The 21,873-nt window shown below is 59.8% G+C and carries 18 protein-coding genes and 1 tRNA gene; 11 read left to right on the forward strand and 8 right to left on the reverse strand.

Annotated elements, in window-relative coordinates; genetic code table 11:
- Position 1 precedes the first annotated feature (1 nt).
- On the reverse strand, positions 2 to 3,325 hold the full coding sequence (locus ACSHT2_RS25540; protein WP_440637267.1) for a PAS domain S-box protein: 3,324 nt from the start codon (positions 3,323 to 3,325) through the stop codon (positions 2 to 4).
- Between the two features lie 605 nt (positions 3,326 to 3,930).
- Between ACSHT2_RS25540 and ACSHT2_RS25545 the strand changes: the two genes are divergently transcribed.
- The 7 genes from ACSHT2_RS25545 to mauJ all read left to right on the forward strand — a co-directional run bounded on the left by ACSHT2_RS25545 (position 3,931) and on the right by mauJ (position 10,297).
- On the forward strand, positions 3,931 to 4,365 hold the full coding sequence (locus tag ACSHT2_RS25545) for a phasin (RefSeq protein WP_440637269.1): 435 nt from the start codon (positions 3,931 to 3,933) through the stop codon (positions 4,363 to 4,365).
- 857 nt (positions 4,366 to 5,222) lie between these two features.
- The gene (locus ACSHT2_RS25550) at positions 5,223 to 5,828 is read left to right on the forward strand and encodes a hypothetical protein (RefSeq protein ID WP_440637270.1); all 606 of its coding nucleotides are present in this window, start codon (positions 5,223 to 5,225) and stop codon (positions 5,826 to 5,828) included.
- A 17-nt stretch (positions 5,829 to 5,845) separates the two neighbouring features.
- Positions 5,846 to 6,865: a hypothetical protein gene (locus tag ACSHT2_RS25555; protein WP_440637272.1), complete on the forward strand. Its 1,020-nt coding sequence runs from the start codon at positions 5,846 to 5,848 to the stop codon at positions 6,863 to 6,865.
- Between the two features lie 182 nt (positions 6,866 to 7,047).
- On the forward strand, positions 7,048 to 7,524 hold the full coding sequence (locus tag ACSHT2_RS25560) for a hypothetical protein (protein WP_239621352.1): 477 nt from the start codon (positions 7,048 to 7,050) through the stop codon (positions 7,522 to 7,524).
- A gap of 152 nt (positions 7,525 to 7,676) precedes the next feature.
- Positions 7,677 to 7,925 (forward strand): hypothetical protein, encoded by a 249-nt coding sequence (locus ACSHT2_RS25565; protein WP_239621353.1) that lies wholly within the window; start codon positions 7,677 to 7,679, stop codon positions 7,923 to 7,925.
- Positions 7,926 to 8,414: 489 nt separating this feature from the next.
- Positions 8,415 to 8,969, forward strand: a complete 555-nt coding sequence (locus ACSHT2_RS25570; protein ID WP_440637274.1) for a hypothetical protein — start codon at positions 8,415 to 8,417, stop codon at positions 8,967 to 8,969.
- A gap of 8 nt (positions 8,970 to 8,977) precedes the next feature.
- Positions 8,978 to 10,297 carry a methylamine utilization protein MauJ gene (gene mauJ / locus ACSHT2_RS25575; protein ID WP_440637275.1) on the forward strand — a complete coding sequence of 440 codons (1,320 nt, stop codon included), beginning with the start codon at positions 8,978 to 8,980 and terminating at the stop codon, positions 10,295 to 10,297.
- Positions 10,298 to 10,439: 142 nt separating this feature from the next.
- Here the strand turns inward: mauJ and ACSHT2_RS25580 are convergent, their stop codons facing one another.
- Positions 10,440 to 11,042: a hypothetical protein gene (locus tag ACSHT2_RS25580; protein WP_440637277.1), complete on the reverse strand. Its 603-nt coding sequence runs from the start codon at positions 11,040 to 11,042 to the stop codon at positions 10,440 to 10,442.
- 148 nt (positions 11,043 to 11,190) lie between these two features.
- Entirely contained in the window at positions 11,191 to 12,834 is a 1,644-nt protein-coding gene (locus tag ACSHT2_RS25585; RefSeq protein ID WP_440637279.1) for a hypothetical protein, read from the reverse strand.
- Positions 12,835 to 12,991: 157 nt separating this feature from the next.
- On the opposite strand from ACSHT2_RS25585, the gene ACSHT2_RS25590 reads away from it, so the two are divergent.
- On the forward strand, positions 12,992 to 13,663 hold the full coding sequence (locus ACSHT2_RS25590; protein WP_440637281.1) for a recombinase family protein: 672 nt from the start codon (positions 12,992 to 12,994) through the stop codon (positions 13,661 to 13,663).
- A 314-nt stretch (positions 13,664 to 13,977) separates the two neighbouring features.
- Here ACSHT2_RS25590 and ACSHT2_RS25595 read toward each other — a convergent pair whose 3' ends face one another.
- The gene (locus ACSHT2_RS25595) at positions 13,978 to 14,685 is read right to left on the reverse strand and encodes a transposase (protein WP_440642929.1); all 708 of its coding nucleotides are present in this window, start codon (positions 14,683 to 14,685) and stop codon (positions 13,978 to 13,980) included.
- Positions 14,686 to 15,404: 719 nt separating this feature from the next.
- On the opposite strand from ACSHT2_RS25595, the gene ACSHT2_RS25600 reads away from it, so the two are divergent.
- On the forward strand, positions 15,405 to 17,216 hold the full coding sequence (locus ACSHT2_RS25600; RefSeq protein WP_440637282.1) for a DEAD/DEAH box helicase family protein: 1,812 nt from the start codon (positions 15,405 to 15,407) through the stop codon (positions 17,214 to 17,216).
- 202 nt (positions 17,217 to 17,418) lie between these two features.
- Complete coding sequence (locus tag ACSHT2_RS25605) at positions 17,419 to 18,069, forward strand: hypothetical protein (protein WP_440637284.1); 651 nt, start codon at positions 17,419 to 17,421, stop codon at positions 18,067 to 18,069.
- Between the two features lie 212 nt (positions 18,070 to 18,281).
- On the opposite strand, the gene ACSHT2_RS25610 is transcribed toward ACSHT2_RS25605, so the two are convergent.
- The 4 genes from ACSHT2_RS25610 to ACSHT2_RS25625 all read right to left on the reverse strand — a co-directional run bounded on the left by ACSHT2_RS25610 (position 18,282) and on the right by ACSHT2_RS25625 (position 20,934).
- Entirely contained in the window at positions 18,282 to 19,907 is a 1,626-nt protein-coding gene (locus ACSHT2_RS25610; protein WP_440637285.1) for a hypothetical protein, read from the reverse strand.
- An 83-nt stretch (positions 19,908 to 19,990) separates the two neighbouring features.
- Positions 19,991 to 20,067, reverse strand: a tRNA-His gene (locus ACSHT2_RS25615).
- 126 nt (positions 20,068 to 20,193) lie between these two features.
- Entirely contained in the window at positions 20,194 to 20,430 is a 237-nt protein-coding gene (locus ACSHT2_RS25620; RefSeq protein WP_239621355.1) for a hypothetical protein, read from the reverse strand.
- Between the two features lie 75 nt (positions 20,431 to 20,505).
- On the reverse strand, positions 20,506 to 20,934 hold the full coding sequence (locus ACSHT2_RS25625) for a transposase (protein WP_440637287.1): 429 nt from the start codon (positions 20,932 to 20,934) through the stop codon (positions 20,506 to 20,508).
- A 208-nt stretch (positions 20,935 to 21,142) separates the two neighbouring features.
- On the opposite strand from ACSHT2_RS25625, the gene tenA reads away from it, so the two are divergent.
- Positions 21,143 to 21,841, forward strand: a complete 699-nt coding sequence (tenA, locus tag ACSHT2_RS25630) for a thiaminase II (protein WP_440637289.1) — start codon at positions 21,143 to 21,145, stop codon at positions 21,839 to 21,841.
- The last annotated feature ends 32 nt before the right edge of the window (positions 21,842 to 21,873 follow it).

Genomic DNA, 21,873 nt, shown 5'->3' on the forward strand with positions numbered 1-21,873 from the left:
CTCAGGCCTGCGCCAGCGCCGGCGCGAACACCACCTCGATCAGCGCGCCGGAATGGCCCGCGCTCTTGATGTTGAAGCGGGCGCGGTTGGCTTCGACCAGCGCTTTGGTCAGCGACAGGTTCAGCGCCGAGCTGTCCGCGGCATCGCCGGGCGGCGGGGTGCGGAACGGCTCCATCGCGGCGGCGACCTCGCGCTCGGTGAGGCCGTGGCCGGTGTCGCGGATGCGCAAGGCGATCTCGCCGCGGTCGGTCAGCGCGGTCGAGACGATGACCTGGCCGCCGGCGCTGGCGAGCCGGATCGAGTTCGAGATCAGGTTCATGGTGATCTGCCGCATCGCGCGCGCATCCACGTTGACCTGCGGCAGCGCATGGGCGAGCGAGGTGCGGATGATGATGCGCTCGCGGTTGGCCTGCGGCTGCATCACCGCGACGCAGGCTTCGACGAGGTCGTTGAGGTTGAGGTTGTCGAAGGTGAGGTCGAGCTTGCCGGTCTCGATCCGCGACAGCTCGAGCAGGTCGTCGATGATGGCGATGACGCGCTCGCCGGAGGCGCGGATGTCCTTCATGTATTCGCCATAGCGCTCGTTGCCGAGCGCGCCGAAGCGTTCGGAGATCATCACCTCGGCGAAGCCGATGATGGCGTTGAGCGGCGTGCGGATCTCGTGGCTGATCCGCGCCAGCATGTCTGCCTTGGCATTGGCCGCGCCGTCGACGAGGCGGCGGGCCTGTGTCAATTCGCTCTCGCCCTTCTTGCTCTGCGAGAGGTCGCGGAACACGGCGAAGAAGTTCGGGCCGTCGGGCCGGGTGCGGCCCATGATCATCGCGAGCGGAATGACGCCGCCCTTCTTCTCGCGTCCCAGCACCTCGCGGCCGTGGTCGAGCAGGCTCGCAATGTCCTGGCTCTTCAGGCTTTCGAGATAATCGGCGACGATCTGCTGGCTCTCGGGCGCGAACAGCGTCGAGAGGTTCTGCTCGAGCAGCGCTTCGCCGTCATAGCCGAACAGCGCCTCGGCACTGCGGTTGCAGGCGTGGATGTTGCCTTCGGCATCGAACATGACGATGCCCTCCGCCGTGGTGTCGAGGATGGCGGCGAGATCCTCGGCCTCGGCTTCGCCCGCCGCGGACTCGGGTTCGTAGAAGGCCTCGGCGACAATGGTCTCCGCGACCATGGTCTCTGCGATGACGGGCGTTGCGACGACGGGCATCGCCTGCGGCAGCGCGCAGATCAGCGCATGCGCGCTCTCGCCGTCCCAGTCGATCGTGTGCAGATGCGCCTCGGTCGTCGCAAGCGGCGCTTCGCCGTTCGCGACCGTCGCGCTGATGGTGACAGGCGTGCCGCCCTGCGAGGTGCTGCTGGCTGCCGACACGCCCGGCTCGACATAGAGCGCATCGAGCCCGCCGGCATTCTCCAGCGCGCCGAGGCTGGCATAGCCCATGCGCGCGAGGAAGGAAGGATTGGCGTAGAGCAGGCGGTCGAGCCGGTAGATCAGGATTCCCGTCGGCAACAGATCGAGCAGGGTGCGGTCGCGCGCGCTGATGCCGCGTGCCGGCGGCGCGGGCTCGGTCAGCCATTCGGCCGCGGCCTGCGGCGCCTCGGGCTCCGGTGGTTCGGCTGCAATCTCCGCCGCCGGATCGTCCGCATCGGCCGTGATGGTCTCGCGCTCGCGTTCGAGCCGTTCGGACAATTGCCGCGCGAGCTCGTTGAACGCGCTGTTCTCGACAGGCGTCAGCGTCGGGGAGCGCGTGTCGCCGTGCGGTCGGAACGGCACGACATTGGGAGGCGTTTCCACGGGCGTTTCCAGATCGGTTGGGTGTGAATTCGCGTCGCTTGTGGGCTCTGGCAGTTCAGGCTCGGGTGTCGACCCGGGCTCGGGTGGCTCGATTGGCGGAGGCGCTGCCGTTGCTTCCGGCTTCTCTTCGGGCTCGCCTTCGAGCTTGGTCTCGGCTTTGGCCTCCGGCTCCGGATCGGGCTCGACGGCGTCAGCGGACGGGCCCTGCTGCGCCGGCGGCGCGGCGAGCAGCTCGAAGCGGCGGAGCGCCTCGAGCCGGTTGAGGCCGTCGAGATCGCGGCAGACGCCGAAGCCCTTGAAGCCGGCAAAGTTGCGCATCCGGTCGTAGACCGGCAGGCCCGCGAGCTCGACCGCCAGACGCTCGCCGCCATCGGCCGGCCAGTTCACGGTGATGCCGGCCCAGGTGTCGTGGCTTTCAAGCGCCTGTGCGACGCGCCCCTCCGGATCGAGCGAGAATTTTTCGGCGATCTCGCGCCAGGGGCGGCCGAAGCCGGCGGCCGTGTGCGCGCCGATCAGTCGGATGAATTCATCGGAGAGAAGCACAAAGCGACCCTCTGCATCCATCTGCCACAGGAAGCGCAGCGGATGCTGTCGCGGTGCGGGCGGCTCTTGCTGGCCCGGGGACTCTTGGCCCGACGGCGGCTCGACCATGCCTTCAGTGATCAGCGCAACCTGCGGCGACACAATGGCTTCCGGCGGGTTTTCAACCGGAGTGTTTTCAATCGGAATTTTGGCCGCGGCCGGCGCGGCTGTTTCGGCCGGGTCGATGAAGGCGTCGAACAGCGCGAACGCGGTCGGTGCCTCGCTCGGCAGCGCAGGCCGTGCGTCCTTTGGCGCTGCGGCCGGCGGCTCGACGGGCGCGACCTCGGGCGCCGCCTCTGTCTTGGCGGCAGGCTCGATCAGCGCGACCAGGCCGACATCCGCACCCGTGCCGACCCGTTGCAGCACCATCTGGCCGATCCCGATCGGCGTCGCGGCGCGGCCGGTTGCCAGCGCATCGCTGCGCGCCCGGTCGAGGCCGGCCTTAAAGAGATCGCGGAAGCCGAGCAGGGAGCAGGCGGCCTCGCTCGCCCCGACGAACAATCCGTCCGGCGCGAACGCCGCCATCGGCACCCCCGCGCCCGCGACCAGGCGATGCAGCCGCTCGACCAGCGGCATCGGGCGCGAGTTGGCATCCATTGCGGTGACGAGCACGGCATGGCCGCCATCGGCGAAGTCGAGCCGCGCGCAGGCGCAGGTCATCAGCGTGCCGAGCCGGGCGCCGAAGCCGCGCAGCCGCTCGAGCCGCACGGTGCCGTTCGCCGGCAGCTGCCCGGCGAGCCGCGCCACCTGGCGGCGATGGAGATCTGCCGGGCCGAACACCTTGTCCGCAAGGCCCGCGCTGTTCGCCGCGCCGAACAGCTTGGCACCGACCGGATTGGCCCACAGCACGCGCGAGCCGTCGACCGACCACAGCCAGGTGGCCAGCGGCGAGGTCGCATGCACGGCCAGCCGCGGATCGCCCACACCTCGCAACTGGAAATCCGAACGCGTCATAAGGCCGGCTGTCGCTCGCGCATCAGGTGGCGGCTGCCGGAATGGCAGCCTTAAGAAAGAGTTATCGCCCGAGAGGCGCGGGCAGGTCCACGGCCGCAAGCCCGGAAGGGCGCCCCTAAGCGGCGATAACCTTAATGGTGCCAACCCCGCAAGCCGCAGCGATGCTGCATCCAAGGGATTCGCGGGGTGGCCTACCGGTGCAAGGCGAGGCGCCAATCGCCCACCAGCTCGTCATTCCGGGGCGCGCGCAGCGCGAACCCGGAATCCGTTCATCCCCCGACTCTGCGGCCCGATGGATTTCGGGCTCCCTCGCTGCGCTCAGGCCCCGGAATGACGGCGGTGCGGGCCCACCCCACCTCAACCCCCGGTTCCCCCATACCGGAACCTCGCCCTCCCCGAGATTAAATTTCGCAGCGCACCCTCCTGGCGCGTTGCGATGCACAATGTTGACATGATAGGCACATATGGTGCTGGACGCTGGGCGAGCCATCTCATTCGTTTCGCGTTTCCAGTCTTCGTACCCGCTGAATGCGAGGGCCCAAAATCGGGGCCGGCGGGCGCGCCAGAAGGCTCACTCGATTTTTTCATTAGCGTGAGGGACAACCATGACAGGTGCGACTGATCCGTTTTCTGCCTCGATCATTCCGTTCGAGGTTCCCGAGCAGATGCGTGCGTTCGCCGAAAAGGGCGTGTCGCAGGCCCGCGAGAGCTACGCCAAGTTCAAGGACGCCGCCGAGACCCACAACGGCACCGTCGAGGCCGTCTTCACCTGCGCCAGCAAGGGCGCGAGCGAGTACACCGCCAAGCTGGTCGAGTTCATGAAGGCCAACACCAGCGCCCAGCTGGACTTCGCCCAGCAGCTGTTCGGCTTGAAGTCGCCGGCCGAAGCGCTGGAGCTGTGGACCGGTCACACCCGCAAGCAGTTCGAGACCCTGCAGTCGCAGGCCAAGGAGCTGGTCGAGCTCAGCCAGCGCGTCGCCGCCGAGACCGCCGAGCCGATCAAGGCCTCCGCCTCGAAGTACATGCCGCCCGCCGCCTGAGCGGTGAGGCAGGATTAAACCAACGAAACCCGGGCCGAAACGCCCGGGTTTTTCTTTGCCGCTTCCGCGCTCGTCCCGCTGAAGCCCTGAAGGCGGATGCGGGAGACTCCGGCGCCAGGCGATGCGAAGCCTCGCGGGGCGAGGGTGACGGCTCTCTCCGCCCTGGAATGCCCCTTAAGCCGGCAGAGACGGCGCTCGAGCGGTGCTCGGCGTCCAGTTCGCCGGCACGGAGAGGAGCAAGGTCCAGCGGGTGAAGGCGGCTTAAGCGAATACCCTCCCGATAAGCCGTCGTCTCGGGAGGTCGTCTCTCGGAGCGGATCGGCCCGCTCTGACCATGGTTAAGTCGGTGGAGTGACCATGTTCATGAAAGAACCCCCGACTCCCTGCGGCCTCTTCTCACTTCCGGGCGCGGCAGGGGCAAGCGAGCCAGCCGCTTCCCCTGTCCGGCTTTCCAGCGGCGGCTCGCTTGAAGTTTCCAGTTTCGCAGGGCCAGGCGGGTGCCTGGTTCGCTGCGAGCACATCGAGCACAATTTAGCACGATACAGCACAGTAGCACATTGAGTATAGGGCACGCCTCCCTAAGGCTCTGAAAAGGCTTCCTTTTTCGGGAGCCGCTCGAAATGTTTGACTAAACTCGATACCTTGAGTTACGCTGGCTCGTGAATTTTCGAGTATATGAAATGCAATCGACTGCAACTCGCCTCCAACCAGTAAATATCTAAGTCATTGATTTTATTGATATTTACTGTAAGTTTGCCTTCAAGCATCGGGGTCCAAACTCGATGCCGAGGGAACCTCACTTAGGGGCCGGTCTCCACCCCGGTCCCGCTTCCCTCCTCAATCTGAAAGTCTTTCGAATGGCCATCCCGTCCACAGTTGCCGCAGGCAAGGCTATCGTCGCGAAGCAGCTCGCCCAGCGCGAAGCATTGTGGCCGGGGGCGGACCCCTGGCTCTGGCATCGCAAAGCCAACAAGGGCTTTGCCACGATCCCAAAGACAATGCCTCTCATCCTCAGGATCATGGACGACCTGAGCAACGGAAAACCGCTTTCTTCGACTTATCTCGCCCTCTGGTGCGACACGTGGGACAACTCGATGGTGAATCTATCGAAACCCCATGAGATGGCCCATGCTGCTGGGTTTACCGGCCAGCGCGCTGTCTACACTTGGCGAACGCGCATGCTGCTGCTCAAGGAGCTGAACTTCATAGACATTAAGCCCGGCAAATCGGGTGACATCAGCCACGTGTTGATTTGGAATCCGCACCACATCATTCGGATGCATCAACAAAAGAAGACGCCAGGACTCACAGAAGCGGCATTCAACGCTCTGCTAGAGCGAGCATTGGATATCGGCGCCAAGGATATTGTGGAGCCCTTTCCAGTAGTTGCCGCTCCACCCCCACCGCCGACACCTCCGACGAGCGCGACGGCCTCAACCGAAGCTAAAGAACCGTCTACTTGAGAGAGCAAGACCTGTTGATGTCAAAAGCACCGAAGCGCCTCGCCTCACAACAACGGATAGCTGAATTTGCGAAACGGAGAGGTGGCGCTAGCTATCACGATGCGGCCGGGGTTGCGGAAGAACGTCTTTGGCGACTCAAAGAAGACTATGCGAACGCGCCGGCGTCGTACCGCAAGTACCTTCTCGTCGGGATATGCACCTGCCTCGAAAGCCACATCAAGTACTTTTATGCAGCCGCGGCGGAAGCATTTGATGATTTCCCGGACATGCTACGAGCGCTCTATAAAGACATTCAGGTGGACACCGACACTTTAGTATCAGCGACCAGCAAAACGTTCGGTCTGGCGGATATCGTCGCTGCAAACATTTCCGTCTCGACGCTGGCGGCCTATCGAGAAAGGGCAAGCCACTTCTTTTCAGTGCTTCTTGGCAAGCCGCATGATTTCCCTTGGGACTTTGTGAATATTGGAACAAACGGCGACACCGTCCTGAACAAGGAGTATGCAGCGAAGCTTGACCGCCTAGAGCGCGTCTTCGATGCGCGTCACAAATTTATTCATGAAACAGACGTTCTTGGTTTGCCTGATGAGAACGAAGACGATCCTCTTGAGTGCGTCGAAGACGCGCTGTGGCTGACGTCACAATTCGAGAAGCAATATGGCGACGTCCTATTGAGTCCCAAGTATGCCTCGGTGAAGGACGATGAGGGCATGGAAGAAGCCGTTCAACGAGTATCCGGCGACATCGAGAACGCATTCGACCACATCAAAGCACAATGCGACGACCGCCAGCACGAATCTCTCGATAAGCTGAAGGCAGCCTTTTTTGAGTATCTTTGGGCTCGCTGCGATTTCGTAGCCAGCGTTTTCATTGTGCAGCGGAGCGAATGGGCGAAAGCCCAATTTCTAGACTTGGCCCCCGAATACAAGACGATGCTAGCCGATCTTGCGCTTAAGCAAAGATACGCGCTGTCCAAGTACCCCATCGACGAACAGGAAGCCGACTTGTTGGAGGCAAAGGGAGAGAGCGAAGGCTGATGCTTTTTTTGGTCCTCCATAGCGACGAGGTTGACGCTCCCAATAGGGCGCGGAGCAACCGAGGCCAGCCAAAGCCTCATCTTGGGCCTGTGAATATAAGGGGAACGAGCCCTATGATCCTTGACGGGAACTTGGGAGCGCCCCTATATACTTGGGATAGCGAGTCTATACGGAGAGTACCTATGGCTGACCCAAGGAAGGTGCTGGCCGAGCGCAAGGCCCAGATTCTTGAGCAAGCCCAGCGCCAGGCTGCCGAGATTGATAAGGATTTGGAACAGCTTGAGCGGCTGACGGCGAAATACAACTTGCAGGTCGTCGAAGCGACGACGTCGCCCGCGGTTGCGGCGCCGGCGGCGACTGCACCACAGCGGCAGGCGCTTCCTTGGGAACGCCCCATCGATCCGAGCGTGAGCATCACAAAGGCCTCAATTTCTATTGCCGAAGGAATGATCCAGAGCGCGGGCCGGCCTGTCCCCCTCGGCACCATCTTCAATGAGCTCGACAAGAAGGGCATCACCTTCAAGTCCAAGGAACCGCGCTCCACCTTGAGCGCCGTCCTGGGTCAGAGCGGCCGCTTGGTTTCCATTAAGGGCGTCGGATGGTGGATCAAGGACAAGCCGCTGCCGGCAGAGCGCGACATCTTCAAGGAGGGCGCATGATCGACGAAGAGAAGCTTTCCGGGGACGTGGTCCACCTCGGAAAGTGAAACGGCTCAGGCGCTTGCAACACCTGAGCCGCTCAGTAGGACCGCAAAAACTATCTCCTGGCCGGAGAAAGCTCGATATGCGGCACTTGCACCGAATAGATTCGCATGTCGGCCAAGCCTTTTCAAGGCCGGGAGTCCTCGAAAACACCCTATGGTGAAAGGACTTCACAGATGCATTCTAACAACCACCACCCCTGCAACTTCCAGAAAGCCTGCAACGTCCTCTGGGCGGTGCGGGTGATGGGCTGGTCGCAGACTACCGCGGCCATTGCTATCGGCCTGAACGTCGGCACCGTAAACCATATCGTTCACGGGCGCCGCTTCGCGAAGGCCTACCCGGTGCCCATCGTCTAACTCTTCGGGAGCGACATCGACGGGTCGGCAGGCACCCCCTGCCGGCCCGGCTCCGCGCGAGCCGGTTTTGCCGGCACACATTTGCTAAGGCAAAGCCGAGCAGGTCAGAATGACACTCTAGATGTGGCGTTTCTTGCTGAGATTTCAAGCTGGTACAGTTGGGTGGGGACCACTGGTGCTCGTGTTACCTACTGATAACTAAAGATTATTTGCGCCGCTGTGACGCTCTTTTGTACTCGAGTTTTGTATTTGTTCAAGGCGCACTCTGCATAGGATGCAACGTGTTCGGACCCTACCCCGGATGCCAAAGGCGGCAATCAGCGTTGCCGGCCAAGGTCGACGCACGTCCGACCGGACAGAACCTGATATTCTCGGAGTTGCGCTTGATTCTCCCTCTCACCTTTTCGTTGCAGAGACCTTTGGGCTATGCACCAGACGACCCCATTCGAGATTTCGTTGGTCCACGAGCTGGGCCAAGACGAAATTCGCATGTCAAACGACTGGTTCTTCATTTGGCATAACATCAACATGCCTGATCGTTTGGTTGACGTCGAAGACTTCCATGGTGGGCGCATCCGCGTTGGCGGCGTCGTTTTTCAAGGCCAGATCCAAGAGATTTACTGGTCCTCGGTCAGCAAGCATCTTTTGAACCACGTCCATAAAGGCTTCCGCCAGTGGGAAACAGAGTGTGTCGCGTATCCGCCGCTTCTGAAGTTATCGGCTCTGAACGCCCTCGAACGCGCGCTCAATGGATATGCTGCGCGGATCATGCAGATGGCCGTGCGCACGGATTGTGCGTTGCGCGGTCGAGGCGATCCCTCCAGTGCTCCGGCTTACAACTCCACGGCAACGCATAGTGCGGCCAATGCGGAAGTTCTGCGGTTGAAGGCTGCGCACCTAGCTCTCTTATCCAACGAACAAGCAATAGCGAAGCTATCGTTAGTGAGGCGCGTCGAAGAGCACTTTACCAAGTGGCGTGGTGTGTACGCAGGTGTTGGTCTGCTCGTTGGCTTTCTGGGTCTGGCCGTTAAATTTTTCTTTTGAGAGGCTGAGTGGCCGAAATTCCTGATCTAAACGATGTCATCGTGGGGGAACTCGCAGAGCGAGGGTATTGGGTGGTTGCCAACATCCAGACCAACAGCTACTGGCCGATGAAGTCTCAGCAGGTACGCTATCGCGGCCTAACCGTATGGATTCTTCCGGTGATGAAGAATTATTTCCCTGCGGTTGCGTTGCGAGTTCCAGACGGGAAGAGCGCGGAGGAGTGCGAGCTTGTGCTGATGCGGTTCATTAGCACGCTGAGCTGGGTTGAGCGAAAAGGCTTCTTGGTCGACGAACTGACCGGGGGAAGCCTGCCGTCGCCAATGTGGCGCGATAAGGAAAGAGGCTTTTCGCTGTGCCAGGAATTTGAGACTTCGTACTTCCCGGAGCCAACCGCAGAACGCGCTATGCTGGCGCTCGCACTAATGCGGGAGGGGCGCGGGCTAAATCACCCGGGTTACGGCTTTCTTTCGTTTTATCGGGTCTTAGAGGCCGCATTCCCAAACGGTCGGCGACGCAAAGAATGGATTGCGACGAGCGTTGACAAGATTGACGACCATCGTGGCAAGGAAGCATTAGCCGCACTACGTGCGAAGGGCGTGGCAGACGTCGGAGCCCACTTGTTTGAATCCGGACGGGGCGCGATGGCCCACGCCCGGGAAGAACCGATAATTGACCCGGACAATCCCTCCCACGCGCGTCGTCTCTGGCAGGAGCTTCCTATCATGGCGGCGCTCGCTGAAATGGCTATCGAGCAAGAATTAGGCGTAGAGACCACGCATACGGTCTGGCAAAATCATCTCTATGAACTGGCTGGCCTCAAGGAAACGCTTGGCCCTGACACCGTTGCATGCCTTCAAAGCGGCCAGCCCATCACAGACGAAAGGTTGGTCGACATCCCCCTGATCAATATCCAGATTCGAGGTAAGGCTCCCTATGCGCCTTTGACTGGCATGATCATCAATGAAATCGGCCAGCATTCCCATATATTCCACATGCGCTTTTCATCCCCCGATGGGCGAGTGAGCTTAGAATTGCACGCGGACTTTCAGAACGAGCGCATGAACTTTGATTGGAGCCACGGGGTCGGCATCGCGCCGGATGATGGAAGCCCGGACCACCTCGAAGCATTGGCTGAACTTCACCGGTTTCAAACCGACTACTTTGGAAATGGAAGGTTAGAGATTTACAGCGTCGAGAATGGAGAGCTGTTCTCTCGCAAGGACGCGTTCCTTCCTCTCAACATGTTCCTGGATCAAAAAGCAGCGGACCAAGGAATTGAGGCGCTAAGAAATCAGGCAGCGATGCGAAGGCAATTGGGCGCTCCATAGGTCGCCAATCATATCTCGGTGGCGCCTGCTTTCGTGAAGCTATGCAATTAGGGGTCTCGGCTTCCAAAGTGCGTGTCGATCTACATGGCGCCGCCGCTGTATCTATTTCTCAAAAATCGAGCAGCGCTGGTTCGCGACCTGACTAAGGAAGCGAGGGCAACCCGTGCTTGGCGATGAGACTGAGAGCAATGACAAACTCGCCGCACAGGACGGCGCCAAGGGCGAGCCCAATCCACGTATATCCCGACCTAAGGAAGCCTTGGGCCTCTTTCATGCTGGCGGTGTTGTCAGTGATGCTTTCAGAATACAGGGCGAGTTGTTCAATGCGGGCCTCCTCAAGGTTTCGCCGCTGCACGACATCATCGGTCCAGTGAACCGGGTTTGTACCGGCGTAGTAGAACCTATCTGGCATCGTGGCCCGAAATATCCGGGAGAGGGCGATAATCAAGCACAGCAGCATTGGAGCGAGCACGTAATAATGGGCGCCCAAATCCAGTTGCCGCGCCGCAAGCGTGCCTACCAGTCCCGCTGTTGCGGCAATCACGGCGCCTAGAATAGCTGCCAACGTTACAGCACGCTGGGTGATGGCTAGAGCGGCCTTCAGCTGCTCCTGAAGATATGTCTCAGCTTGCTTTTCGAGCTTTTCCAGATAATCCTTCCGGTCCGCAGGCGCGAGCTTTGAAAGCCCTTCAACAAGAAGCCTGCGCTTGTTTTTCAGGTCCTGTTTAGCTTGGGCGGTATTCATGTCACCTAACGAACGTGAAGAAGGTATGCGTAAGCAACAGCAAATCAGGGAAGAGCGGGAGCGGCAGCAAGAACAGGAGCGTCGGCAGCGAGAACGCGAGCAGCAAGAGCGCGAAAGAAACCGGCGTCAGCAAGATGATAGCAGGTAACTAAGCGCGGCTGGCATCGAACAGAAGGCCGACTGCCGATGAGTGTGCCTTTTTGTGCTCCTCCCTGAGCGCTTTGAACCGCCTTGGGATGTCCCTTGCTTTCGGCACGTCCAAAGCCTGATCGAGTGCGGCGCCTATAAGGCTCACGCCGGGCACTCCGCAGGCGGATGCGATCTGAACTGCGCCCTTCACAACGCAAGCGCCAAGCTCCACCCCAGCAAACCGCCATTTCTTTCCCCGCAATGCGTCTAGTTGTTTGCGGTGCCCATCAAAGGCATCTTGGATGTTCTTGATTACCTGATCCCCCGTCCGATGGAAATTATCAGGGCGCAGCTCCATCAGCGCCTCAACGCCTGTGCTGAGCATCTGACGCAGCTCAGGCAGCACGTTCTGCTTTCGCATCTCTATCAACGCTTCAACGGGGACATTCCCCAGCCACCGCATTTCGTATCGAGCCGCGTTCTGCATCGCTTGTGTCATGTGCAGATGGAGGTCGGGCTTCTCCGGGTCACTGCCCGCTTCGTAACCCAGTTTCCAGGTGAAGTATTTCCACGACGTCGGCGCATCGATCAGTGGCGCTCCCCCGAGTGACGAGGCACGCCTGAGCAGGTCCGTTGCTTGTCGCATCCGGCCCATCGCTGAGAAGAGTACTGCAGTGCCTGCACCCCCTTCGAGTTGGGAACTAAAGTAGCCGTCCATGTAGTCTTGAATCTGCTGTTCAAGGGGATCATTGTCGCCCTCGTGGAATAGCAGCCTTTTCTTGTCCGCTAACTTAGCAGTTACCTGCTCGGGCGCAGCGAGGGTACTCAAGAACTCGGACGCCTCTTCAATGCTGCCGAACTGCGTTCCAAAAAGCGCCGCGAGATGCTTCAAAACACTCGGTTCGGCGGCACGTATCATGACCTCCTGCTCATCGTCATCGACGTAGCTTGCATCGGGAGCGATAACGACCAAAGGACATTCGACATCGGCCAGCGCTGCCTCGCGATAATGCAACAGTGACAGGGCTGACTTTACAAACCAGCGCACCGCCGTGGCATCGTCCTGCTGTTGGGTAAACCGCGTTCTCAAGAACGGGTCTGGCAGAACGATAGTGTCGGCATAGACGCCCGCACAAGACACGATGTTCTTTCGCGGAGAGGGGAATGTCTCGCCCCCAAATACAGCTTTTAGGCCGGTGAGGTCTTGAACGTGATAGTGCGCACTATCCCAAGTCTCCTTCCAGAGGTCATCGATTACGCTCAAGAACTCAGGCATGCCCGCCATGAACTCTTTCACGTTCTCCGTATCAGTTGAGATGGCCGCGCTAACGCGAGAGGGATCTGCACCGCGCTTTTTCATTTCGGTGTACATCTCACCAAAATTGCGCTCGATGAACGTGAAATAGCTCTGTTGTAGGTCTCGCAGTGAGACCGCTTCCTTCGCCTGCCTCCGGTTTGTGGAAAAGCTGACCGCATTGGCCAACGCGCGAACACGGCTGTCTACCGTTGCGAGGTCAATCCTTCCATCGGGGCCACTCCTCACAGCCTTGAGGCTATCGGTCACCGAGAGGTGAGATGCAAAGAAGACACGGCCCGCCTCCATCTCGTCTCTGAGATTTTGGAGCCGTGCTCTAAGCGCTTCTTCTTCGATTTCGGGTTGCATCCCGCCACCTCAACAGCCCCCGCGAATCGGGCCGCTCATTTCAGCATCCGAGCGCAAGCCATGCAAAACGGAATCGCAGGGATTCCCAAACGGCCGTTGTCTATAACCTAAATGGACGATAAGGTTCTTTACTGCCCTGCTCTGGAGGACCTCCACATTGACCGCCACTCCGCTCGTCAGCTACATCCGGGTCAGCACGTCCGGCCAAGGCCGCTCAGGCTTAGGCATCGAGGCGCAACGGCACGCCCTCGCCCATTTCGCGGCGTCCGAGGGATACGAGGTAGCTCGCGAGTTTGTAGAGGTCGAGACGGGCAAGGGCTCCGATGCACTGGACCGCAGGCCGCAGCTCAAGGCCGCGCTGGCCGCCGCACGGAAGCTCAAGTGCCACGTTGGGGTCGCGAAGCTCGACCGGCTCAGCCGCGACGTTCACTTTATCTCCGGCCTGATGGCTCACAGGGTGCCCTTCGTAGTTGCTGAGCTTGGACCTGACGTTGACCCGTTCGTGCTGCACCTGTTCGCGGCGCTGGCGGAGAAGGAACGCGCGTTGATTGCCACTCGCACACGGCAGGCCCTTTCGGCGGCCAAGGCTCGCGGGGTCACGCTAGGCAACCCTAAGCTCCATGTGGCCCGCAGGAGTGCAGTGGAGGCCGTGAAGGCCGAGGCGGACCGCTATGCGACCAACGTGCTTCCCTTCATCCGTGAAGCGCAGAAGGCCGGTGCGAACACGCTGCGACAGATTGCAGAGGCGCTGAATGCCCGAGGGATACCGACGGCCCGCGGTGGCCAATGGTATGCGCAATCGGTAGCTAACATCCTCGAACGCGCTTAGAACTCCCGAGCGCGTAGATCCCGCGAACAGGCTGACTTGGCCGACCCCCCGCCGAATTTCACGGGTCCCATCTGGCCACCGGGTCCCACTCCTGATCGACCCCGCCCCCCCGCCTTCAAAATATGAGGCTAAAGCGCCAAGCGCTATCAGACTGACCGATGCACTGCGCTTCCCTCGGGTCCCGCTGAGGGTCAGATGGTGTGGTGCCGCGCTTTCACCTTCGACCTCAATGAGCCTCATATCGGGAGACAAAAGGCTCCGTTTCGTTAGCTGCATACGAACACCCGCGCATCTTGTGGGCTTTCTTTGCATCATCAAGGCGTTAGCGGCCTATCACGCCCACTCCCAGTAGAAAGGCGGCGCTTGCGTCGGACTGCTTTGGGCCGAGCGGCAAGGAGGAGCCGTAGAACCTGCTCGGTACGATCGAGCATCCCCTTTGCCTTTGGACCGGCCGATACGAATTTGATGAGTTCTCCAGAAGACCTAATCGTCTTCTCTGGAGTGCCTCTTTTGTGCCTCATCAGGCTCCGGGGCCACGCACCAAAGCCGCTCCTGTGTCCCCTGTACTTGCTCGCGGATCGCTTGAGGATGTCGCGCATCCGCAACACGGTCTTGTAGGAAACGCCGATTTTAGGCGCCAGCTCGCCCAAGGGCACCAGGTTATCCCCGCGCCTTGCGTTGTCTGGTCGATTGGTGTCGTCGGCACTGAACTCACGAGCCGCACGCACCCAAGTGCTCAAAGGAACTCTCAGGCGCTGCAGGGGTGTTCCCACGGTGACGCTGAAATTGCGACGACACCGCTTGCACTGGTAGAGCCCCTCCCGATGGGTGCGCTTCTCACCACCGATTATGAACACAGTAGGTTCTCGGGCGTCACAGCGAGGGCAGTGGGGACCATCGGGCCATCGCAATGCCTCCAGAAGCTGACGGGCGGCACCATCGTGTTCGAAGGGAGAAGGCAAGGAAGCTCCGGGACGCCTCTGATCTATGCGTTTCGTTAGCTGCATACAAGAACCCCTCATGCCGCTTTGAATTGCATCTGCTTCAGACACTTAGAAGCCGCCACCACGCCCTTCTGCACGAAAGCGGGCCTTCCGTGCCTCGCTAACTCAACATCAAACCGTCGGTAAAGCCTTGGCGCGAACACCAAGGATACCTCAGCACTGGCAGCGGCGCCTGAGGCTCAAGAGAAGTTCACTGATGGGGTTTGATAATTGATGGCTCGTTAGTGAGCCAAGCAGCCAGCCCGATTGGTGGGGGCTCCCTGTGGCGCCGGAGGAATGCCCTTGAGCCGCTTTTGCGACGTCGGAGCGGAAGTCCCTATCCTGTCATAAACTGATCGGTGATCAGGAATTATCCCCCTGAGACCTCTAATGACCATCTTCTCTTAGAGCTTCTGGGGGGTGATTTACGAGAACACTACCCCAACCAACCCCTGAGCCTCCACTACCTCCCTTAGAGCCTTCAGGGGCTCCTTCGGCTGGTCTATCCAGACCAACCATTTTCATAAACCCACTGTCACAAGCCTCCTCACGGTGCTCCTCGGAGTTCACCGCGCGGCTTGTCGTGTCCTACAAGGAACACCAACATTATGCACGTCACTACGCTACCGAAAGCAAAACATGCACTCGTGTGCCCGCAGGATTTCAGCCAGCGCATGAACTCGCACTGGACTAAATCTCGCTCCGAAGGCGGCCTTGGTCAACACTCCTCGTCAGACCTTCAGACGCTCTGGAGGATCATGGGTGAGAACTTCGAGACCTCCATCGTTGAAGCAGCCAGCGGTGTTCAGTCTCCATGGCGCATTCTGCAGCCTCCAACCGGCACTGGTAAAACCCAAGGCACTTGCGTGTACGCCGCTATGCAAGCGGACCTCAATCGGGAGACTGCGGACACCCTTAAGCCTGTCGGCATGCTCATCGTCACGCGACTGAGGGAAGATGCGAACAGCATTCAGAACACAATCAATGGACTGGCGGGACGCTCAGTAGCTGTCGTGCATCACTCGGACAACTACGCGAAGCCCGAAGAGCTGCATGAGAGCGACGTGGTGATCATCACCCACCAAGCGTTCCTGAATGCCAAGCGGAACCTCAAGGGCCAAGACTGGCGGCCTTGGGACCGACTTGTGTCTTGGAGAGGCGGAAAGCGGCTACTCACTATCATTGACGAGGCGCTTGCCAATGTCGTGGACGAGAGCAGCGCCACGACTGAGAACTTGGCTTTCGTCATTGGCCTCATTCCGCCTGCGGTGCGCGCTGAACTGCCTGAGCAATTCGCCGTTCTCGAAGAGGTGCATAAGGTGCTCCTCGCATATATTGACCTTGAGGACCTCGACGGCGCTATGTCGCTGATCTGGGGAGAAGGCAGCGCGCCCGCGTGCGTAGACTTCGCACCTCTCATCTCGGCAATGCTGGGTCTGCCGTATGACCGCATGGTGTACAACCACACCAGCACCGCAGACAGAACCCGCTTGGCCAAGCGTGTTGAGGAAACGATCAATGCCGTTCAGTCCTGCTTGGATCAGTTCGCTTACTACTCCAAGTCAGGTGAGTGGCATTCGATCAACTCGGCGGCGCTGGCGGTGCCTCTGAACGCGCCGGGACCTGTGGTCCTCGATGCCACCGCACGTGCGAACTTCCTGTGGGACCTCTTCGAGGAAGGACACGTTCGACCAACCATTCCGGGGCGCGCAAGGGACTATAGCAGCGTGACCCTCCACGTTGCGCGGGGCTCTGGTCTTGGGAAGAACGCCATGATTGAACGGATCAAGGAGCGACTGTCCCGTGTTCGTCAGTCAATCGAGGCAGCGGTAAGCCCAGAGCGCTCTGTGTTCATGTGCGTCCACAAGGATGTCGAAGAGGTCATTACGAAACGATGGGCCGAAAAGGCTAACTTCAAGCAGTTCTCGGTCGGGCACTGGGGCGCCGTTGACGGTCGCAACACGTGGCAGGACTTCGACACGGCGCTCATCCTCGGCCTGCCGTACCGGCCCCAAACGTGGGCCACTAACATGTTCTGTGCCTTGCAGGGCGCTCAGGACAATCAGTGGCTCAAGTCGCCCGAATGGAAGCAGTACAAGAATGTCCGCAAGGAGATGGAGCAACGGCAGTTGTCTGTCTCGGTCATACAAGCCATGAACCGTATCTGCTGCCGTCACGTCATCGACGCTGAAGGGCGTTGTCCAGCCGCTGACATCTTCATCGTGCTGCCGCATGACGGTACGGGAGATGCCATCCTTGACGACATCAAGGCGGACATGCCGGGTATTGTCGTGAGCCCTTGGGATTTCTCGCTCGATCCCGCGAAGGAGAAGAGACCTCGGGCAGGAAGCTCTCACGTCCGGCTGATCGACTACATGCGGAAGGCGGCCGCAGGCGTCGTTTCCCTTTCGGTCATCCAACATGCACTGCAGCTCAGCAGTGTGAAGAAGCTGCGCGAAACCTTGAACAACACAGAACACCCGACAACACAGGCGCTTATGGAGTTGGGCGTGAAGTACATTCCAGGTGTTGGCCGTGGCTCCAAGAGCTTCCTCGTGAAAGCCGCGTAACAGATACTGGCCGCACCAAGGTTTCCATTCGGACGCTCGGGTGCGGCCTTTTCCGTGTATCGTGGCAACGTCCGTTTAGAACAAAAGTTCGGACATAGGGACTGGTTGGCCGAGATGCCGCTGCGGGCTAGCAGAGGACCCTTGGTGCGAGCTTTGTTTCGTACCGATCTAGATGAAAAACCAAGACATCGGAGGTGTCGTAATGCCTAAAAAGCCGGCGGGCCAAGTTGGGCCATTCGTTGTTAGACAGACAGCTGAAGGCCCCTCGGCCGAATGGAAGAAAATTGCATGGCCAGAGGAGAAGTCAGCTCAGGAGCAGTTTGTCATGGATTGCTTCGTAGAGGAGTTTCGGAAGCGAGGCGCAACCATAAACAAGGTCATCCAGAACGAGGAAAACAACTTCGATTTTCGTATCCAGACACCCGGAGGTGACATCAATATTGATCTGACCGAATTCGTGTACTTCGACGGAAAGGGCAACCCGTTCGAGCGCGAGGGCGCGTGGGTAAATTGCCTTGAGTGCGCGAAAGCTCTTGCTTCCCTTGTGGAGAACAAATCACGTCACTATGGCCGCCCGGGAACCACCGCTGTTGATCTAGTCGTATACGCGACGCACTGGCAGTTTCGCCCTGACCAAACAACCATAGCTCTAGCCCAAACGATCCTAGGGACAATGCATTTGACCATGGAGAATGTGTTCTTGGTTCTCCCACTTGGGCCAAAGCGAGCAACATTCTATCTGCTCCACCCAGTTCGCAAGGATGTACTAGGGGGTAAATCGCTGGAGGACTTCAAGGATACTCGCTGGCTACCCTTGGACCCAGCCAAATTGAGGTTGGAACAGGGCAGCTGAAAGGTCCGCACTTCGTTGACAGATGACGCACTGCCGCTTCGGGTCAAACTGCGACCTGCCGAACAGCTCCGGGCTCGTCCGCTCCTCGTGCATTAGCCGACGCGCTTTCTCGCGAGCCCAGAGAAGCCTTGCGCCGTCATCGGGTTACCTTGGTGCCACGCGTGCGCTTAGTAGGTCTCGACGGGTGAGCACGGACGGTAGGTCGGCTAAAGTCAATCCAGCTTATATCGTGGGAATTTCGCGAGCGCGTCAGCCATCGCCGCGATAAGGGGCGGTCCGTACTTCCGGCCCTCGCTAGCTTGCGTGTGTCCTGTGATCGCGTCGTTCATCTTTTCACGGATGGCGCTCTCGTCAGCAATGCGCTTGAATGTGTGGCGCCACGCGTGATTGGGGCTGATGCCCGGATCATTCACACCCAACTCCCGTACCCATTCCCCCAGCTTTGCACGCGCAGTTTCAGCACGGCTTCGTGCCGGCTTAAGAGGATCGTTGCTGACACGTTGCGGGGTCTTGTCATTGTAGAAGAGTGCGCCTTTTCCCATCTGCCTTACGAATTCGATAAAACCTTGAGCAATAAGGTGCTCGTGGAGCGGTACAACGCGCGTCTCACCGGTTTTCATCGTTCCAGCCTCAGACGTGAGGATCATCACCTGTATTCCGCTGCGCTCCTCAATATCTTTGCCACGCAACTGCGTTATCTCCCCCGCCCTTGCACCGGAATAGGCACAGATCCAAGGCACCCAGCGTCGCGTCCGCTCGGTGGCGGTGGTCGGCCGTTGGTATTTGAGACTGGCATTCAGGATCGTGACCGCCTCTGCGGCGGTGAAACTCCTCCCCTCTTCCCTCGTCTGCACCTTGCGAGGTACGTCTACTTTAACCTCCTTGAACGGATTGGCACGAATGCGTTTGTGCTCGCGCGCCCAGCCAAACACGCGTCGTGATGCCGAAAGCCAAATCTCGCGCACGGTCTTAGCAGTGCGTCTTCCATTGATCAGTCCGTGCATCCAACTCCGCGCTGCGTCTTCGGTGATCCCATCGGCCCCGACCTCCGCAAACTCTCGTTGCATTTCAAGAAACACGGCGCGCCATCGACTGATCGTGTTCGGCTTGATTTTAGTCGAATGAACAAACGCTTCGAAAAGCTCCCAACAGCCAATGCCCGAGGCTTTCGCCGGGCCACCTGTGAACGGTGGGAAAGTGTCAGGAGTATCGTCGTGGGAATAGTCGCCGTTTGCGCGCCTCTCCAGCAACGCGATTGCAGGCAAGAGGTTATCGCTCACAGCATCCACGAAAAGCCTGTATGCAGCCGGGTTCAGCACCTTCCCATCGCTCGCGAGGAACGTTGCTACTCGCGCTAACTCCGCGATTTGCGGCCTAACAGCTTCACGAATGTCTGGCTCCTTGATCCAATCCCATCGACGGTCAGCTTTGGTGTTTTCCTCGTAACTGTCGGGTGCCTCAGGGCGGAGCACGTTCCACGCGATGTGATCGCTGAAGTCGCGCCAGAACCTCGGTTTACCCGGGTGATCCTCGTGCTGCTTCACAAACCAGTTGTACCAGCGACCCGCGAGGGCAATGGCGTTGAGCTTGGTGAGCGGCTGGCCCTCGCCCCTCTGTTGAGAGCGCAGCGTGGCAATGCGCGTTTCGACGTCAGCAGCCCATTCGCCGAGCCGCGCCTTCGCCTCATGCCGTGGCGTATCAGCGGGGAGCTTCAGGTGAGCCTCGCGCTTAGTGCCGTAGAGGCGATGGTACTCCTCTCGGACATCCACTGGGATGACCTTCCGCGCGAACCAACGATTGTCTGGAAGGCGATTTAGCGCGACCATTCGCAATGCCATTTGTGCAGCCTTTTGTATTTTGGCAGCGCAAATACGCGAGGTCTATCAGTAAGATGCCGGGATTGCAGTGGAATTTCGTACCTTGGTACAGTTGGGTGGGCTCGAACCACCGACCTCCTGTTCCACAGACAGGCGCTCTAACCAACTGAGCTACAACTGCATCCTGGCGAGCCGCGCCTTGGGACGCCCTTCGAGAGGGCCGGTGCCGAGGGGGCTGGACGGGGCGGAAACTAGGTGCAACGGCCCGGTTTGGCAAGGCCGCAATGGGGCGAAAAACCTGCGGAAATCACCGGCGGTGCGACGAAATCGGATTTGATGGCAGGCATCGGAGCGGTGCATCGGCATTGACGCGGCGCATGATCGTCGAGTCCGCCGCCTCACTGAGTGTGATCAGGCTTTCCTCTTCCCTTTCACTTTGCAGCAGCTCAGCTTCGATGCCGGCCAGCGTCTCCTGCCTCTCCGCTGCCGAGAGCGCGAAGGCGTTCGGCAACGCATCAACAGCCGCGACCAGCCTCGCCTCCAAGGTCGTAGGATCAAACCAATAATTACGGTGACAGTGCACTAATCTGGGCGCGCTATCTGAAGCGCTGGTCAGGGCCTATTTTGGCACTGTCACCGTAATGCGTGATGGCTTTGATGATTTCGATGATGCGGGTTTGCCTTGCGCTGCCGGTCGCTCCAATGCGCGCAAGGCTTGCCGAAAAAAATCGAGGTCCATCTGCTGGCGGCCCACCAGCCGCTCAAGCTCGGCGATGCGGGCTTTGGCGAGCGCGAGGGCGGAGCGCTTGTCGTCGTACGTCGGTAGTGGCTTGAGCTTGCGGGGGCCAGGTTTGGGGCTGGGCTTCCGGTTCAAACCATCCGGCCCTTCGGCGTTCCAGGCCTTGATCCAGTCATGGAGAATCTTGCGGGAGATTCCGAGCTCGCGGGCCACAGGGAGGACGCCTTCGCCTCGCTCAACACGCTTGATCGCCTTCAATTTGTAGCCGTCGGAAACTGACGCTTCTTTCCCCGTCCTGACACAGGTCATCCTCGAAATGCCTGTCACTATAATTATCGTGTCTCACTTCAGGGGTGCAGTCCAGCACTGTCACCGTAATCAACCAGCCAATTTTGTGCACTGTCACCGTAATTAACGTTTAGCTTTGTGCGCGGTCACCGTAGCTCCTCGGTTCGCAATGCGCTATCGGTAGCGAGCCACGGACGTTCATGGACAAGCAAGCTAGGCGAAAAACATCGTGAGTTTCTTCGAGCGTCTCAAGACAGAAGCATCCGTTGAGTGGCGGGCCTATACGGAGCATCCCTTCACGAACGGATTGGCGGACGGCTCGCTCCCCCAAGCGGCGTTTCGTCACTACCTCGTTCAGGACTATTTGTTCCTCATCGAGTTTGCGCGCGCCTACGCGCTCGCGGTCTACAAGTCGCCCAGGCTTGCCGACATGCGTGAAGCCGCGGCCGGCCTTTCGGCCATCCTTGATGTCGAGATGAATCTGCACGTGAAGCTCTGTGCCGAATGGGGCCTGTCCCCGAGCGACCTTGAACAAGCCCCTCCGGCGGCCGAGATGCTGGCCTATACGCGCTACGTGTTAGATGCGGGAATGCGCGGCGATCTGCTGGCGCTCAAGGTGGCGCTTGCGCCTTGCGTGATCGGGTACGCGGAGATCGCAACGCGGCTCGCCGCGCGACCCCAAGCGGACGCTGCGACGAACGCCTATCGCGTCTGGATCGCCGAGTATGCCGGCGCACCGTACCAGGAGGTCGCTGCCAAGGCGCGGGCGCATATGGAGCATCTCGCCGATCTCTACGCCACGCCGGCCCGCGAGGCCGAGCTGATTGCGATCTTCAAGGAAGCCACCCGCCTCGAGGCAGACTTCTGGGAGATGGCCTGGCGCGCGGGCCAGGGTGTCGAACAGCCCTTTCGGCAGTCATCAGAATGACGGTGACAATGCACGAACCTTACGCAGGCCCG

The organism is Bradyrhizobium sp. PUT101 (genome assembly GCF_052043945.1).
In the GTDB taxonomy this organism is placed as follows: Bacteria; Pseudomonadota; Alphaproteobacteria; order Rhizobiales; family Xanthobacteraceae; genus Bradyrhizobium.